Annotated in this window: 16 protein-coding genes; 11 read left to right on the forward strand and 5 right to left on the reverse strand. The window is 70.8% G+C overall.

Going from position 1 to position 15,453, the window contains the following annotated elements; genetic code table 11:
• Nucleotides 1-211 precede the first annotated feature (211 nt).
• Complete coding sequence (locus tag ACIP6N_RS06425; protein WP_401813338.1) at nt 212-1,426, forward strand: alpha/beta hydrolase; 1,215 nt, start codon at nt 212-214, stop codon at nt 1,424-1,426.
• Between the two features lie 60 nt (nt 1,427-1,486).
• A complete protein-coding gene (locus ACIP6N_RS06430; RefSeq protein ID WP_401813520.1) occupies nt 1,487-2,413 on the forward strand; it encodes a DUF4429 domain-containing protein in 927 nt (308 codons plus the stop codon).
• Between the two features lie 171 nt (nt 2,414-2,584).
• On the opposite strand, the gene ACIP6N_RS06435 is transcribed toward ACIP6N_RS06430, so the two are convergent.
• Together ACIP6N_RS06435 and ACIP6N_RS06440 are read right to left on the reverse strand one after the other, a co-directional pair.
• Nucleotides 2,585-3,601 carry an aldo/keto reductase gene (locus ACIP6N_RS06435; protein WP_401813340.1) on the reverse strand — a complete coding sequence of 339 codons (1,017 nt, stop codon included), beginning with the start codon at nt 3,599-3,601 and terminating at the stop codon, nt 2,585-2,587.
• Between the two features lie 5 nt (nt 3,602-3,606).
• Nucleotides 3,607-4,071 (reverse strand): MerR family transcriptional regulator, encoded by a 465-nt coding sequence (locus ACIP6N_RS06440; RefSeq protein WP_401813342.1) that lies wholly within the window; start codon nt 4,069-4,071, stop codon nt 3,607-3,609.
• 120 nt (nt 4,072-4,191) lie between these two features.
• Between ACIP6N_RS06440 and ACIP6N_RS06445 the strand changes: the two genes are divergently transcribed.
• Both ACIP6N_RS06445 and ACIP6N_RS06450 read left to right on the forward strand, forming a co-directional pair.
• Nucleotides 4,192-4,662, forward strand: coding sequence for a GNAT family N-acetyltransferase (locus ACIP6N_RS06445; protein WP_401813343.1), 471 nt, complete (start codon nt 4,192-4,194; stop codon nt 4,660-4,662).
• A 36-nt stretch (nt 4,663-4,698) separates the two neighbouring features.
• A complete protein-coding gene (locus ACIP6N_RS06450; RefSeq protein ID WP_401813344.1) occupies nt 4,699-5,511 on the forward strand; it encodes a serine hydrolase domain-containing protein in 813 nt (270 codons plus the stop codon).
• Nucleotides 5,512-5,628: 117 nt separating this feature from the next.
• Here the strand turns inward: ACIP6N_RS06450 and ACIP6N_RS06455 are convergent, their stop codons facing one another.
• Complete coding sequence (locus ACIP6N_RS06455; RefSeq protein WP_401813522.1) at nt 5,629-6,285, reverse strand: pirin family protein; 657 nt, start codon at nt 6,283-6,285, stop codon at nt 5,629-5,631.
• A 128-nt stretch (nt 6,286-6,413) separates the two neighbouring features.
• Here ACIP6N_RS06455 and ACIP6N_RS06460 point away from each other — a divergent pair, with 128 nt between their 5' ends.
• From ACIP6N_RS06460 to fabF, 5 genes are all read left to right on the forward strand, one after another.
• Nucleotides 6,414-7,595 carry a PucR family transcriptional regulator gene (locus ACIP6N_RS06460; RefSeq protein ID WP_401813346.1) on the forward strand — a complete coding sequence of 394 codons (1,182 nt, stop codon included), beginning with the start codon at nt 6,414-6,416 and terminating at the stop codon, nt 7,593-7,595.
• An 89-nt stretch (nt 7,596-7,684) separates the two neighbouring features.
• A complete protein-coding gene (locus tag ACIP6N_RS06465; RefSeq protein WP_401813347.1) occupies nt 7,685-8,626 on the forward strand; it encodes an ACP S-malonyltransferase in 942 nt (313 codons plus the stop codon).
• 12 nt (nt 8,627-8,638) lie between these two features.
• Complete coding sequence (locus ACIP6N_RS06470) at nt 8,639-9,640, forward strand: ketoacyl-ACP synthase III (protein WP_401813348.1); 1,002 nt, start codon at nt 8,639-8,641, stop codon at nt 9,638-9,640.
• A gap of 79 nt (nt 9,641-9,719) precedes the next feature.
• Nucleotides 9,720-9,968 carry an acyl carrier protein gene (locus ACIP6N_RS06475; RefSeq protein ID WP_401813349.1) on the forward strand — a complete coding sequence of 83 codons (249 nt, stop codon included), beginning with the start codon at nt 9,720-9,722 and terminating at the stop codon, nt 9,966-9,968.
• 102 nt (nt 9,969-10,070) lie between these two features.
• Nucleotides 10,071-11,333 (forward strand): beta-ketoacyl-ACP synthase II, encoded by a 1,263-nt coding sequence (gene fabF / locus ACIP6N_RS06480; RefSeq protein ID WP_401813351.1) that lies wholly within the window; start codon nt 10,071-10,073, stop codon nt 11,331-11,333.
• 195 nt (nt 11,334-11,528) lie between these two features.
• Here fabF and ACIP6N_RS06485 read toward each other — a convergent pair whose 3' ends face one another.
• The gene (locus ACIP6N_RS06485; RefSeq protein WP_401813353.1) at nt 11,529-12,404 is read right to left on the reverse strand and encodes an NAD(P)-dependent oxidoreductase; all 876 of its coding nucleotides are present in this window, start codon (nt 12,402-12,404) and stop codon (nt 11,529-11,531) included.
• 154 nt (nt 12,405-12,558) lie between these two features.
• Complete coding sequence (locus ACIP6N_RS06490; protein ID WP_401813355.1) at nt 12,559-13,053, reverse strand: DUF3145 domain-containing protein; 495 nt, start codon at nt 13,051-13,053, stop codon at nt 12,559-12,561.
• Between the two features lie 286 nt (nt 13,054-13,339).
• On the opposite strand from ACIP6N_RS06490, the gene ACIP6N_RS06495 reads away from it, so the two are divergent.
• Together ACIP6N_RS06495 and ACIP6N_RS06500 are read left to right on the forward strand one after the other, a co-directional pair.
• On the forward strand, nt 13,340-14,401 hold the full coding sequence (locus ACIP6N_RS06495; protein ID WP_401813356.1) for an SGNH/GDSL hydrolase family protein: 1,062 nt from the start codon (nt 13,340-13,342) through the stop codon (nt 14,399-14,401).
• A gap of 41 nt (nt 14,402-14,442) precedes the next feature.
• The gene (locus ACIP6N_RS06500; protein ID WP_401813357.1) at nt 14,443-15,411 is read left to right on the forward strand and encodes an aldose epimerase family protein; all 969 of its coding nucleotides are present in this window, start codon (nt 14,443-14,445) and stop codon (nt 15,409-15,411) included.
• Nucleotides 15,412-15,453: the final 42 nt, after the last annotated feature.

The following is a 15,453-nucleotide window of genomic DNA, read 5'->3' on the forward strand; positions in this document are numbered from 1 at the left end:
GGGCCGGTGTTGTGGGTCACGGGTGTGCCGTTCACTCGTATGTCTGATTATCCGACGACAATCCCTGGCGCGCCTGACAAAGGGGCGCTTCGTCACTCTCGTACGCTGGTCACACACCGTCAGCGAGGCATTTGTCGTCAATCCTTCTTAGCTGGCGATCCACCTCACGCTCCTCGCGAGTTACTCCTTGCTTCTCCTAGGCTGGCCCGTAGTGACTTCCTCAGATCTCCCTCCCGCCTCCCCCACCGTCACCGTATGGCGCACCGTCCTCGCGCTGGCCGTGGTGTTCGTGATGCTGGCCACCACCGGATGGACCGCGGTACAGCCCAGGCGCGCCCCCGGTGAGCCCCTGAAGGTGGCTCTCGCCGCCTGGGAGCACGGCAGGGCAGGAGGAGACAGGCTTCCGGATACCCGCGAGTCGCCCAAGCTTCTCGCCGCCTTCTTCCGCTCGCTCGGCTCGGCCGAACGGATGAAGCTGGCGGACCGGTATCCGCTGGTCGTCGGCAATCTCAACGGCGCTCCCCTCGCGCTGCGTTACCGCGCCAACCGCACCGCGATCCGCCAGGCGCGCGCGGTCGAGCAGGACCGTATGCGTGACGCCAGGCTCTCGGCCGACGGCCGCCACCAGGCGAGCCGCAGGATGGACCGCTTCACGTCGCTGCTCGGCGAGGGACGGCAACTGCTCGCCTTCGACCCCTCGGGCAAGGGCCGTGTCGCCGAGGTCTTCGGCGACCTGGAACGCGCCCAGCGCGTGTCCGTGGTGGTTCCCGGCGTCGACACGAACGTCGTGACGTTCGAGAGGCCGGAGCGCCCGTACTCCGCGCCGGTGGGCATGGCCAGTGCGCTGTACGCGGCGGAGCGCGTGACCGCGCCCCGGGTGCGTACCGCCGTCATCGCCTGGGCCGACTACACCTCACCGGTCGGTCTCGGCATGGACGCGGTGATCGGCAAGCTCGCGGCGGACGGTGCCGTGCGGCTCTCCGCGCTGACCGCCGCGCTGCCGGGCAAGAGCCCGGTCTCGCTGTTCTGCCACAGCTACGGCTCCGTGCTGTGCGGAGTCGCCGCCCGCACGCTGCCGGGAAGGGTCGACGACGTGGCGGTCGCGGGCAGCCCCGGCATGCGCGTCGGCAGCGCGGCCGGGCTGCACACCCGCGCCCGGGTGTGGGCCATGCGGGACAGCGACGACTGGATCCAGGACGTCCCGTACATGGCGGTCGGCGGCCTCGGGCACGGCGCTGATCCGGTGTCCGCGGACTTCGGCGCGCGGGTCGTCTCCTCGGCCGGCGCGGTCGGGCACGCCGGTTACTTCACGCCCGGCACCGAAAGCCTCGACAATTTCGCGCACATCGGGGTCGGCGCGTACCGGGGCGTGAGTTGCGCGAACGGCCACAGCGTCTGCCGGAGCGGCATCCCCGACGGAGGATGAGGAAGACGCGCGTAGATTTCCGTGCCCGAGCAGGCGACGGGCGGGCGCGTGCCGCCTACGATGACCCGCATGGGTGATGTGCTGACGGGGATTCATGCCACCTGGGAGTTCGAAACCGACTCTGTGCTCATCCGCTTCGAACGGGGGATACGCACGCCGAAACTTTTCCAGGCGCTGGGCGAACGGCGCATTCCGCACGAGGCGCTGGCCTCGGTGTCGCTCACGCCCGGAAGGCGCGGGACGGTCGTGCTGCACGCCGTACCCAGACCCGGCGCCGACCCCCTGATGGAGGCCGCGGCCGGCCAGCTCAGGCGGAGCGGTGACCCGTACCGGCTGGTACTGCCCGCCGCGCGCGAGACGCTTGCCGAGTACTACGCCGACGAACTGCGCGCCGCCCTGACGCGGGACAGCGCCCGGCATCCGCGGGACGAGTCCGAGCCGGCCGAGCGCTATCTGGTCGCCGCGCCCCAGGCGCCTCTCCAGTTCAAGGCGTACGACGCGAAGGCCATCTTCGACGGGAAGCAGGTCAGCTTCCGCTGGTTCTGGACGGGCGCGTCCTCGGCCAAGTGGAAGGCGGGCGACCAGAACTTCCCGGTCGCTGAGCTGCACGGGGTCGAGTGGCGCTCCCCCGAGGCCTTCGACGGCTACCTGCGCCTGCTCCGGCGCGACGGCCACGGCCCGGCCCAGGACGCACCGGCCCAGGCCGACCACGATCCCGCGGCCGTCGTCTTCGGGCTCGGGTACGGGCCCGTGCACGAGTCTCTGCCGTTCGCCGCGGCCGTCCTGGCAGCGGTACGCGGCGCCGGTACGGGCCCGTCCGCCGCCCGGACCCCGGTGCCGGTGGCCGTCCCCGCGATCCTCCCCGAGCGTCGCGCCCCGGCCGAAGTGGCGGAGCGGATACGGCACCTGGGCGAGCTGCACCGGGCGGGGCTGGTCACGGACGACGAGTTCAGCGCGAAGAAGGCGGAACTGCTCGCGGAGCTGTGACGCCCCCGTCGACACGGGGCCCCAGCCCTCCGCGAGATCGCGGACCAACTCGTCATCGCTGAAGAGACGCTGAAGCCCGGCGATCCTGCGTCCTGATGAGATCTCCCGTGCCGCCGAGCTCCCCCGGCGCGCGTGGCGCCGGAGGAGCCGGAGGCGTACCGCCGGGTCTGGCTACTCGCGGCCCGCCGAGGTGAACGCCATGTCGGCGTAGCGGCCGCCCGCGACCTGGTCCGCGATCGGGTCGAGCAGTTCCATCTCGCTCTCGGTGAGGATGAGCCGCGTCGCCGCGGTGTTCTCCTCGACGCGGCTGCGCTTGCGGGTTCCCGGGATCGAGGCGGCCGCGAGGCCGTGCGCCGCCGCCTGCTGCTGTACCCAGGCGAGCGCGACCTGTCCGAGCGTGGCCTCGCGGCCCTCGGCGATCTTGCGGACCGGGGCGAGCAGCGCGGCGTTCGCCGTGGCGTTGTCGCCGGTGAAGCGCGGCTGCTGGCGGCGGAAGTCACTCGCGTCCAGGTCCTGCGCGGCGTCGACGAACGCGCCGGTCAGGAAGCCGCGGCCGAGCGGGGAGTACGGCACGAGACCGACGCCCAGCTGGGCGGCGGCCGGTACGACGCGCCGTTCGATGTCGCGGCTGAACAGCGACCACTCCGACTGCACCGCGGTGATCGGGTGCACGGCGTGCGCCGCGCGCAGTTCCTCGCTGGTGACCTCGCTCAGCCCGAGGTACCTCACCTTGCCCTCGGCGACCAGTTCGGCCATGGCCCCGGCCGTCTCCTCGATGGGGACGGACACATCGCGCCGGTGCATGTAGTAGAGGTCGATCGTGTCGACGCCCAGGCGCTTCAGGCTGCCTTCGACGCACTGGCGCATGTAGGCGCGGTCGTTGCGGATGGCCCGCTTGCTGGGGTCGGCCGGGTCGATGCCCAGCGAGAACTTCGTGGCCAGCACGATCTCGTCGCGGTGTGCCTGGACGAACGGGGCGATGAACTTCTCGTTCTCCCCGTTCCCGTACACGTCCGCCGTGTCGTACAGCGTCACGCCCAGTTCGAGGGCGCGCTCCAGCGTCGCCCTCGCCTCGTCGTTGTCGGTCGGGCCGTACGCGAAGCTCATGCCCATGCAGCCGAGCCCCTGTATGCCGACCTCGGGTCCGTCGGTCCCGAGCCGTACTGTCTCGATCCTGCTGTCGCTCATCAGGGTCAGACCTTTTCCGACGCCCGCCGGGCGTCTGCGTAGAAGCTGATTTTGTGGTCGAGCACGGCGACGGTGTCCCGGAGTTCCGCGACTCTGCTGAGGACATCGCGCCGTGTCTGTTCGAGCAGTTCCTGCCGCTCCTCGAAGGTGTCCTCGCCCGCCCGGATCAGCTCGGCGTAGCGGACCATGTCCGCGACGGGCATGCCCGTCAGCCGCAGCTTGGCGACGAAGGCCAGCCAGTCGAGGTCGCGGTTGCTGAACCGGCGCTGCCCGGTGTGCGACCGGTCGACGTGCGGCATCAGACCGATCCGCTCGTACCAGCGCAGCGTGTGCGCGGACAGCCCGGTGAACGCGGCGACCTCGCTGATCGTGTAGCGGTCCTCCCCGTCGGGGCTGGGATGCGCGCGTGGCGCCGACGCACAGACATCTACGGGTTCCGTCCGCACGGGGCTGCTCTGGATCAGCGTCATGGCGTCAAACCTAGAACGTTGGAGTGCACTCGAAGCAAGGGGAAACAGGGTCGGATTCTGGACGGTTTCGTATGAACGTGCCCTGCCAGGACGCACGCCTTCGTCATAACATGCCCTGCCATGAGTGACGCACGCCCGGCGACATCTGAGGACGCCGTCGAGCTGGTCCGCCTGCGGAAGGTCATGTTCGACTCGATGGACGGCGCCACGGCCGCAGCCGACTGGCAGCCGGCTGTTGTCGCGACGCCGCGCGAGCGGCTGGCGGACCCGGAGGGTGACCTCGCGGCGTTCGTCGTGGAGCGTCCTGGCGGTACGGGATCGCTCGCGGCCTGCGCGGTCGGCGCCGTCGAGCACCGGCTCGGCGGACCGCGCGATCCGTCGGGCGTCTGCGGCCATGTCTTCAGCGTCGCCACGGACCCGGACATGCGGCGCCTCGGCCACTCCCGGGCCTGTGTGGAGGCGCTGCTCGGCTGGTTCAGGGCGCGCGGCGTACGCAGGATCGACCTGAACGCCTCGGACGAGGGCGCGCCGCTGTACGCCTCGCTCGGCTTCGTCCGCACCCCGTCCCCCGCCATGCGGCTCACCCTTTAGTTCCCGCGCCGAAGCTCACCCTTTAGGCTCGTTGTCATGCAGAGCTTGACGCAGATCGACAACTGGCCGGTGGAGAACGCGGCAGCGGCCGTCGTACGCGCGGACGGGACGGTCGTGGGGTCGCACGGGCCCACGGCGCGGCGCTTTCCGCTCGCCTCCGTGACGAAGCCGCTCGCCGCGTACGCCGTGCTCGTGGCGTACGAGGAGGGCGCGCTCGAACTGGACGAACCGGCGGGGCCCGAGGGTTCGACCGTCCGCCACCTGCTCTCGCACTCCAGCGGCCTCGCCACCGACGAGGACCGCGTGATGAGCGCGCCCGGCACCAAGCGCATCTACTCCAACGCGGGGTTCGAGGCGCTCGGTGATCATGTCGCCAAGGCCACCGGCATCCCGTTCCCCGAATATCTGCGGCAGGCGGTGTTCGAGCCGCTGGGCATGACGTCCACGTCACTGGACGGTTCGCCCGCCAGGGACGGCGTCTCGACCGTCGACGACCTGGTGCGCTTCGCCGCGGAGGTGCAGGCGCCGCGGCTGCTCGATCCCCGTACGGTGCTCGACGCGATGACGGTGGTGTCTCCGGGGCTGTCCGGCATCCTGCCCGGCTACGGCCGCCAGAAGAACAACACCTGGGGGCTCGGCTTCGAGATCCGCGACACCAAGTCCCCGCACTGGACAGGGGCTTCGTCCTCGCCGCGTACGTTCGGGCACTTCGGTCAGGCCGGTACGTTCCTGTGGATCGACCCGGACGCGCGCGCCGCGTGTGTGGCGCTGTCCGACCGGGACTTCGGACCGTGGGCGATCGAGGCGTGGCCGCCGCTCACCGACGCGGTGCTCTCCGAGCTGCGGTGAGCCGAGCGCCGGAGCCGAGCCGCGTTGAACCGGAGCCTGGCGCGTTGAGCCGTGGCGCGTTGAGTTGAGCTGATTCGGGCCGAACCCGGTTGTCTCCGGGCCGGGTTCGGCCCGGTGTCAGCCCGCCATCTCCCAGATCAGCACCTCGGCGTCGGCCTTGCCGCCGGTCAGCTCGATCCCCGTGCCGTCGGTGATCCGCACCGAGTCACCCGCCCCCAACTCCTCGCCGTCCAGAATCACTTCACCGCGCGCCACATGCACGTACGCGTACCGCGCGTCCGGCACCGCCGCACGCTCTCCGTCCCGCAGCCGCCGTACGTGCAGCATCGCGCCGGCCTGCGGGAGGGCGTACGGCGTGGCATCGGAGATCCCGCGCACGATGTCGTACGCCGGTTCCCCGCCCGGCTCCAGCGGGGCGAGCCACATCTGCACGAAGACCAACTCCCCTGCGCCGTCGTTGCGTTCGACGTGCCGCAGGCCACCGGCCGCGCTGAGCCGCTGGACATCGCCCGGGTGCACGACCGTGACGCGGCCGGTCGAGTCGCGGTGTGTCAGCTCACCTTCCACCACCCAGGTGACGATCTCGGTGTGGCTGTGCGGATGTTCACCGAACCCGGCGCCCGGGGCGAGCCATTCCTCGTTGCAGGCGAGGACCGCGCCGAAGCGCAGATTGTCCGGATCGTAGAAACGTCCGAAGGAGAAGGCGTGCAGGGACTCGATGCCGGCCTCGGCGTCACCGCCCAGGTAACGGTCCTCTGCGTACCGTACGGAAATCACCGTTCCACGGTAGGCGAAGGACGGACGGACTTTGACGGGTATGCGCGCGATACCCGGCTCCGACGACCTTCCCCTCCCGCCCCCGGCAGGACAGCCGGCCGCCCGGATAAGGCACTCTTGTCCCCGTGCCTGAACCCGCGAAGCCAGTCCATCCGCACACCGCGACGCTGCGCCGCCTGGAGCAGTCCTCCGGCCGGCTCGCCGCCCACGCCATCGCCCGTATGGACGAGACGCTGCCGTGGTACCGCGCGATGCCACCGGAGAACCGTTCGTGGATCGGGCTGGTGGCGCAGGCCGGCATCGCCGCGTTCACCGAGTGGTTCCGTCACCCGGAGACACCGCAGGCCATCTCCACCGATGTCTTCGGCACGGCGCCGCGCGAACTGACCCGGGCGATCACCCTTCGCCAGACCGTCGAGATGGTGCGCACCACCATCGAGGTCATGGAGTCGGCGATCGACGAGGTCGCCGCGCCCGGCGACTCGTCCGTACTCCGCGAGGCCCTGCTCGTCTACGCGCGCGAGATCGCCTTCGCGACCGCCCAGGTGTACGCGCAGGCCGCGGAGGCCCGTGGCGCGTGGGACGCGCGGCTCGAATCCCTGGTCGTCAACGCCGTGCTCTCCGGAGAGGCCGACGAAGGGGCGGTCTCGCGCGCGGCCGCTCTCGGCTGGAACTCCCCCGAGTACGTCTGTGTCCTGCTGGGTACCGCGCCGGAGGGCGACAGCGAGCTGACGGTGGAGGCGATCCGCAGGGCCGCCCGCCATGCCAAGCTCCAGGTGCTCACCGGTGTGCTCGGCAGCCGGCTCGTGGTGATCGCGGGCGGCAGCGACAACCCGCTCCAGGTCGCCAAGGCACTGATCGGCCCGTACGCGGCGGGGCCCGTCGTCGCCGGGCCCGTCGTACCCGATCTGCTGGCCGCGACGAAGTCGGCGCAGGCCGCCGCCGCCGGGCTCAAGGCCTGCGGCGCCTGGCAGGACGCGCCGCGCCCGGTGCTCGCGGACGATCTGCTGCCCGAGCGCGCGATCGCCTCCGACCCCGCCGCGCGTGACCAGTTGGTGGAGGAGATCTACAGACCGCTGGAAGAAGCGGGCTCCGCCCTGCTGGAAACTCTGAGTGTCTATCTGGAACAGGCGAGCAGTCTCGAAGGCGCTGCCAGAATGCTGTTCGTACACCCCAACACCGTGCGATACCGGCTACGACGTGTGACTGACGTCACCGGATGGTCACCCTCCGATGTCCGCTCCGCGTTCACGCTCCGAATCGCCCTGATCCTGGGGCGCCTGGCCCGAGGTGAGTCACACCCCTAAGCTTTTGTCGTACCTCAACAATTACCCTGCCGGTTCTTCGTCCTTGTCACCACGGGCGGCGAGTACGGTTCACAAGAGAGAGTGTGAGAGTGCTCGTACTCGTCGCTCCCGGCCAAGGCGCTCAGTCGCCCGGCTTCCTGACTCCCTGGCTCGACCTGCCCGGCGCCGAAGAACGGCTGCGGTCGTGGTCGGCCGCCATCGATCTGGACCTGATCCGCTACGGCACGAAGGCCGACGCGGACGAGATCCGTGACACGGCCGTCGCCCAGCCCCTGCTGGTGGCCGCCGCGCTGCTCTCGGCGCGTCAGCTGTTCCCGTCCACCGAGGACGCGGCACGCGCCCTCGGCGCCGTGGCGGGTCACAGCGTGGGCGAGCTGGCCGCGAGCGCGCTCGCGGGTGTGCTCACGGACGACGCAGCCATGCGGCTCGTACGCGCTCGCGGCCTGGCCATGGCCGAGGCTGCCACCGCCACGGAGACCGGCATGTCGGCGCTGCTCGGCGGCGACCCCGAGGTCTCCGTCGCGCACCTGGAGAAGCTGGGGCTGACGCCGGCGAACGTGAACGGCGCGGGCCAGATCGTCGCGGCGGGCACGCTGGAGCAGCTGGCCGCGCTGGCGGACGACAAGCCCGAGGGCGTACGGCGTGTCGTACCCCTCAAGGTCGCGGGCGCGTTCCACACCAGCCACATGGCGCCCGCGGTCGAGAAGCTGACGGCCGCCGCGGAATCGGTCTCACCGGCCGACCCGGCCCTGCCGTACATCTCGAACCGGGACGGACAGACCGTCACGAGCGGCACCGACGTGCTGGAGCGGCTGATCGGCCAGGTCGCCAACCCCGTGCGCTGGGACCAGTGCATGGAGACGTTCCAGGCGCTGGGCGTGACGACGATCATCGAACTCTGCCCCGGTGGCACACTGACGGGCCTCGCCAAGCGCGCGCTGCCCGGTGTACGGACGCTCGCCCTCAAGACCCCGGACGAACTCGACGCGGCCCGCGCCCTGATCGCCGAGCACTCCTCCACGGCCGAATAGGAGCCAGAGAGCATGTCGAAGATCAAGCCCAGCAAGGGCGCCCCGTACGCGCGCATCATGGGCGTCGGCGGTTACCGGCCGACCCGGGTGGTGCCCAACGAGGTGATCCTCGAGACGATCGACTCGTCCGACGAGTGGATCCGCTCCCGCTCCGGAATCGCCAGCCGGCACTGGGCCTCCCCCGAGGAGACCGTCGCCGCCATGTCGATCGAGGCGGCGGGCAAGGCCATCGCGGACGCCGGGGTGAACCCGGATCAGATCGGCGGTGTGATCGTCGCCACGGTCTCGCACTTCAAGCAGACCCCCGCCATCGCCACCGAGATCGCGGACAGGATCGGCGCGGGCAAGCCCGCCGCGTTCGACATCTCCGCGGGCTGCGCCGGCTTCGGGTACGGTCTGACGCTGGCCAAGGGCATGGTCGTCGAGGGCTCTGCGGAGTACGTCCTGGTCATCGGCGTGGAGCGGCTTTCCGACCTGACCGACCTGGAGGACCGCGCGACGGCCTTCCTCTTCGGTGACGGCGCGGGCGCGGTGATCGTGGGCCCGTCGAAGGAGCCGATGATCGGCCCGACCGTCTGGGGCTCCGAGGGCGACAAGTCCGAGACGATCAAGCAGACCGTGTCGTGGGAGGAATACCGCAACGGCACCGTGGAGAAGTTCCCCGCGATCACGCAGGAAGGCCAGGCCGTCTTCCGCTGGGCCGTCTTCGAGATGGCCAAGGTCGCCCAGCAGGCGCTGGACGCGGCCGGGATCAGCCCCGCCGAACTGGACGTCTTCATCCCGCACCAGGCCAACATGCGCATCATCGACTCCATGGTGAAGACGCTTAAACTGCCGGAGAACGTCACGGTCGCCCGGGACGTGGAAACCACCGGCAACACCTCGGCCGCCTCGATTCCGCTCGCGATGGAGCGGCTTCTGGCGACCGGACAGGCGAAGAGCGGCGACACCGCCCTCGTCATCGGCTTCGGGGCGGGTCTGGTCTACGCCGCGACGGTCGTTACCCTCCCCTAGGCACGCCGGACTCGTCCGGACCGTGCGTCGTTCGTCACATCCCCATGCTCAATCTGCTTAATATCGAAGGAGTGCCAACATGGCCGCCACTCAGGAAGAAATCGTTGAGGGTCTCGCCGAGATCGTGAACGAAATCGCCGGAATCCCGGTCGAGGACGTCCAGCTGGACAAGTCCTTCACCGACGACCTGGACGTCGACTCGCTGTCCATGGTCGAGGTCGTCGTCGCCGCCGAAGAGCGCTTCGACGTCAAGATCCCCGACGACGACGTCAAGAACCTCAAGACCGTCGGTGACGCCGCCTCGTACATCGGCAGCCACCAGAGCTGATCCGGCTCTTCCGGCTCTTCCGGCCCGGATCGCACGGCTGATGCCACCCGGTGGTGGCGCCGTAAAAATTCAGCACCCTCTACACGTGGAGAAAGAATTCCAGTGAACTCGACCAATCGCACCGTGGTCGTCACCGGTATCGGCGCAACCACACCGCTGGGTGGCGACAGCACGTCGTCCTGGGACGGCATGCTCGCCGGCCGCTCCGGTGTTCGCACCATCGAGGACGAACTCTTCGCCGACCTGCCGGTCCGTATCGCCGCCACCGCGGCGGTGGACCCGGGCGACATACTGCCCCGTCCGCTCGCCCGCAAGCTGGACCGCTCGGCGCAGTTCGCGCTGATCGCGGCCAGGGAAGCCTGGGCCGACGCCGGTTACACCGGCAAGGCCGGCGAGGACGCCGCCGTCGACCCCGACCGGCTCGGGACCGTGATCGCCTCCGGCATCGGCGGCATCACCACCCTGCTCGCCCAGTACGACGTACTGAAGGAGAAGGGCCCCCGCCGCGTCTCCCCGCACACCGTCCCGATGCTCATGCCGAACAGCCCTTCGGCCAACATCAGCATCGAAGTGGGCGCCCGCGCGGGCGCGCACACCCCCGTCTCGGCCTGCGCCTCGGGCGCGGAGGCCATCGGCTACGCCGTGGAGATGATCCGTACCGGCCGCGCCGACGTGGTCGTCGCCGGCGGTACGGAAGCGGCGATCCACCCGCTGCCCGTCGCCGCGTTCGCCAGCATGATGGCGATGTCCAAGAACAACGACAACCCCACCGTCGCCTCCCGCCCGTACGACACGGCGCGCGACGGCTTCGTCCTCGGTGAGGGCGCGGGTGTCGTCATCCTCGAATCCGCGGAGCACGCGGCCGCGCGTGGCGCGAAGGTCTACTGCGAGGTGCTGGGCCAGGGCGTGTCCTCCGACGCCCACCACATCGCGCAGCCCGAGCCGACGGGACGGGGCATCGCCAAGGCCCTGGAGAACCTGCTGGCCTCGACGGACCTCAAGCCCGCCGAGCTCGTCCACCTCAACGCGCACGCCACCTCGACCCCGCAGGGCGACCTCGCGGAGATCAAGGCGCTGCGGCTGGTCCTCGGCACGGAACTCGACCACGTGGCGGTCTCCGCGACGAAGTCGATGACCGGTCACCTGCTGGGTGGCGCCGGCGGCGTCGAGACCGTCGCCACGGTCCTCGCCCTGCACCACCGCACGGCCCCGCCGACCATCAACGTCGACGACCTGGACGCGGACGTCGACGCGGACGTCGTACGCGACAAGCCGCGCGCGCTGCCGGAGGGCACGATCGCGGCGATCAACAACTCGTTCGGCTTCGGCGGCCACAACGTGGTCCTGGCGTTCCGCACGGTCTGACCGGACGCACCGGCGCTTACGGCCCGAGGCCCGCTTTCCCCTCTCATGAAGGGGAAAGCGGGCCTCGGCCGTATGTGCCCCGGGTGTCAGCGGGGCCGCGCCGGTGACCGCCCCGCAGAAACATCACTCTTTCGGGGTCGGGCGATTTTCAGCGGACCGGACGAGGCGTGCGGGGCCGGACGGGGCGCCAGGTGGTCAGTTGTCGAAACTGGCGAAGTAGGACGCTGACATGTCCTCGTCGCCGTGGCCCTGTTCCGCCGCCCTGCGGAAACGTTCCGCGCCGGCCGCCGCGAGGTCCATCCGTACGCCTTCCGCCGCACCCGCCGCCACGATCAGGCGGGCGTCCTTGGCCGCTGTGTCGACCGCGAAGCTCGGGGCGAAGTCGCCGTTCAGGATCGCGGCCGCCTTCGTCTGGAGGTAGCCGCAGTCCAGCGGGCCGCCGCTCATGGCGTCCAGGAAGGTCTGCGGGTCGAGGCCGAGGCCCTTGGACAGGGCCATCGCTTCCGCCGTGCCGTGGGTGAGCGCGAGGACCCAGCTGTTGCAGACGAGCTTGAGCCGGGTGGCGGCGGCCGACGCGCCGTTGTCGTCCAGCCAGAGTGTGCGACTGCCCACGGCGTCAAGGACGGAGGCGAGCCGGTCGCGCACCTCCTGCGGCCCGGCGGCCAGGACCAGCAGCTGGCCGCTCTCGGCCGGGGCGCGGGTGCCCAGCACCGGGGCGTCCACGAAGTGCAGGCCGTGACGGGCCGCCAGGTCCGCGAGCGGCGCGAGGGCTTCGACGCCCACCGTGGTCGACTGGAGCCAGACCGCGCCCTCGCGCAGGCCGGGCGCGGCGGCCGTGATGGTCTCCTCGGTGGCGGGGCCGTCGTACAGCATCGTGAGGACGACGTCGGCACCGGTCACGGCCTCGGCCGGGGTGGCGGCGACGTACGCGCCTTCCGCGGCGAGGGGTTCGGCCTTGGCGGCGGTGCGGTTCCAGACGCGGACGTCGTGGCCGGTGCGGCGGAGGTTGCGGGCCATCGCGGCACCCATGATGCCGGTGCCGAGGACAGCTACGGTCGTTTGATCAGCCATACGCCTACCGTACGACCGGTCGCCGGCGGCCTGTTCGCCGCCGTACCCGACAGGGCCGTCGTGTCTGTCCGCGGCCCGTCCTCGCGCCGGCCGTGACATCCGTCCGTGGACTGTCCTCGCGCCGGACACCACGGACCGTCCTCGTGCCGGCCGCTCAGACGACTTGGTGCAGCCAGCGGACCGGGGCGCCCTCACCCGCGTAGCGGAAGGGTTCCAGCTCGTCGTCCCAGGGCTTGCCGAGCAGCTTGGCGACCTCCGCCTCCAGCTCGCTCTCGCCCTGTTCCGCTCGCGCGAGCGCGGCGCGCAGCCGGTCCTCCGGGATCAGGATGTCTCCGTGCATTCCGGTGACGGCGCGGAAGATACCCAGTTCGGGCGTGGCGCTGTAGCGCTCGCCCTCGGCCGTCGGGCAGGGTTCAGCCGTCACCTCGAAGCGCAGCGTCTGCCAGCCGCGCAGCGCGGAGGCGATCTTGGAGGCGGTGCCGGGGCGGCCCCGCCAGGAGACCTCGGCTCTCCAGGTGCCCGGCGAGGCCGGCTGTCTGATCCAGTCGAGCTGGACCCGCACGCCGAGCACGCCCGCCACCGCCCACTCGACGTGGGAGCACATCGCGCGCGGGGCGGAGTGAACGTACAGAACTCCACGTGTCGTCACCGGGACCTCCAGTGTGGGACGAGGTTCGCCTTTCCCAGCGGCCTCAGTTAACAGCATCAGGAGTGAAACTCCACAAAAGGGACAGCATGTGACGAAAGGTAATTTACCGGAGTCGAGAGCCGGGGCACCTCTGGTTCGACGTGGGAAAAGCTACCGTGCGGCGGGACGGACGGGGTGTCGTACCGTCGGTCCGGGGACCGATATGCGCGAAGCTTTCACTCACCGGGGCTCCGCCGGATGCATGAAAGCGCGCGCGAGGAGTCAAGCGGATGTTGATGGGGTCGAGATGGTGACCGGGCAGACAGGACGGCGCCGCGAGTGCGTCGAGCGTGTCGAGGACGGCGGGACGCTGACGGGAGGACGGACCGGCCCGAAGGGACGGCGCGCCTCGCGCGGGAGGCGGCGCGAGGGCGCCATCGGTCTCGCGCTCGCCGTGGCGCTGCTCGCCGGCTGCGGATCCGCAGGGATCCCTTCCCCCGACGCCAAGCGCAGCACCCCCGCCCCGCGCCCCGCGCCCGTCTGGGACACCAGCCCTGATTCGGTGGCGGCGGTGGGCGATTCGATCACGCGCGGTTTCGACGCGTGCGGGGTGCTCGCCGACTGCCCGGCGGTGTCCTGGGCGACCGGCACGGACAGCGCGGTACGCAGCCTCGCCTCGCGGCTGCTCGACGAGCGGGACGGGTCGGGCGAGCGGGACGGGAGCGACGAGAGCGACGAGAGCGAAGACGACGAGCAGGACGGGAGCGACGGCCGGGGCGAGACGGAGCGCAGCTGGAACCTGGCGCGGTCCGGGGCGCGGGTGGCGGATCTGCCGGACCAGATGACGCGGGCCGCGAGCCACCAGCCCGCCCTGGTCGCCGTCATGGTGGGGGCCAACGACGCCTGCCGTGATTCGCCCGCCCAGATGACGCCGGTGGACGACTTCAGGACATCGTTCGAGACCGCGATGCGCCGGCTGCGCAAGGACGCGCCCAAGGCGCAGGTGTACGTGTCGAGCGTGCCGGATCTCAAGCGGCTCTGGTCCACCGGGCGCGGCAATCCGCTCGGCCGGCAGATCTGGAAGCTCGGCCTCTGCGCCTCGATGCTCGGGGACGCTCAGGACGACAGCGCGCGCGCCCGGGCCCGCCGCGAGACGGTGTACGAGCGGGTCGTGGCGTACAACGGCGTACTGAGGGACGTGTGCGCGAAGGATGCGCGGTGCCGGTACGACGGCGGCGCGGTCTTCGAATTCCGTTTCACCGGGACGCAGTTGAGCCGTTGGGACTGGTTCCATCCCAGCAAGAGCGGGCAGCGCAGCCTCGCGGAGATCGCGTACCGCAATGTCGTGGCGGCGAAGCCTCCCCAGTAGGGTGGTGCACCGTGACTGCCTTGATTCCGGAACGTGTTGGAGTGACGGCCGACGGTACGCCCGTCCACCGCTGGACGCTTGAGCGGGCCGGGACGCGTGTGCGTCTGCTGACGTACGGCGGGATCCTCCAGTCGGTCGAGGTGCCCGACCGGGACGGGACCACGGCCGATGTGGTGCTCGGCTTCGCCGATCCTCTCGAATATCTCGGCTCGCGCGGCCCGTATTTCGGCGCGCTGATCGGCCGTTACGCGAACCGGATCGCGGGCGGTGCCTTCGCCCTGGACGGCCGGACGTACCGTCTCGCGCGCAATGACGGGCCCAACTCGCTGCACGGCGGCGAGGAGGGGTTCGACCGGCGGGTCTGGGAGGCGGAGCCGGACGGCGACCACGCGGTGCGGCTTTCGCTGGTCAGTGCGGACGGGGAGGAGGGCTTCCCCGGCCGCCTGGCGGTCTCCGTGACGTACGCGCTGGACGCGGACGGCTCGTTGCGGCTCGGCTACCGCGCGGAGACGGACGCGCCGACGCCGGTCAATCTGACGAATCACACGTACTGGAATCTGGGCGGCGAGGGCAGCGGCACGGCCGCCGGGCATGCGCTGCGGCTGGCGGCGAGCCGGATCACCACGCTGGACGGTGTCGCGATACCGACCGGCGAGCTGGCGCCCGTCGGGGGCACACGCTTCGACTTCCGCGAGCCGCGCGCGGTGGACAGCGGCTACGACATCAACTACGTCCTGGACGCGCCGGGTTCGCTTGACTCCGGTCAGCCGGCCGCCGAGCTGCACGACCCGGTGTCCGGGCGGACGTTGACCGTCACGACGACGGAGCCGGGCGTCCAGCTGTACACCGGCACGCACTTCGACGGAAAGCCGTACGGCCCCGGCGAGGGGATCGCGCTGGAGACGCAGCACTTCCCCGACTCGCCGAACCGGCCGGATTTCCCGGACACGGTGCTGCGGCCGGGTGAGGTGTTCGCCTCGACGACGGTGTACGGATTCTCCGTACGGTAGAACCTCCTGCGCGAGTACGGGGCGCCGTCCCCACGCCCCGGC

This window comes from Streptomyces sp. NPDC088725 (assembly GCF_044751305.1).
Classification (GTDB): Bacteria; Actinomycetota; Actinomycetes; order Streptomycetales; family Streptomycetaceae; genus Streptomyces.

What these genes read in the sequence shown, in the direction of transcription:
- ACIP6N_RS06475 (WP_401813349.1), top strand. Translation starts at nt 9,720, where the DNA reads ATGGCCGCCACTCAGGAAGAAATCGTTGAGGGTCTCGCCGAGATCGTG.
- ACIP6N_RS06445 (WP_401813343.1), top strand. Translation starts at nt 4,192, where the DNA reads ATGAGTGACGCACGCCCGGCGACATCTGAGGACGCCGTCGAGCTGGTC.
- ACIP6N_RS06450 (WP_401813344.1), top strand. Translation starts at nt 4,699, where the DNA reads ATGCAGAGCTTGACGCAGATCGACAACTGGCCGGTGGAGAACGCGGCA.
- ACIP6N_RS06485 (WP_401813353.1), bottom strand. Translation starts at nt 12,404, where the DNA reads ATGGCTGATCAAACGACCGTAGCTGTCCTCGGCACCGGCATCATGGGT.
- ACIP6N_RS06470 (WP_401813348.1), top strand. Translation starts at nt 8,639, where the DNA reads ATGTCGAAGATCAAGCCCAGCAAGGGCGCCCCGTACGCGCGCATCATG.
- ACIP6N_RS06435 (WP_401813340.1), bottom strand. Translation starts at nt 3,601, where the DNA reads ATGAGCGACAGCAGGATCGAGACAGTACGGCTCGGGACCGACGGACCC.
- ACIP6N_RS06440 (WP_401813342.1), bottom strand. Translation starts at nt 4,071, where the DNA reads ATGACGCTGATCCAGAGCAGCCCCGTGCGGACGGAACCCGTAGATGTC.
- ACIP6N_RS06495 (WP_401813356.1), top strand. Translation starts at nt 13,340, where the DNA reads ATGGTGACCGGGCAGACAGGACGGCGCCGCGAGTGCGTCGAGCGTGTC.
- ACIP6N_RS06430 (WP_401813520.1), top strand. Translation starts at nt 1,487, where the DNA reads ATGACCCGCATGGGTGATGTGCTGACGGGGATTCATGCCACCTGGGAG.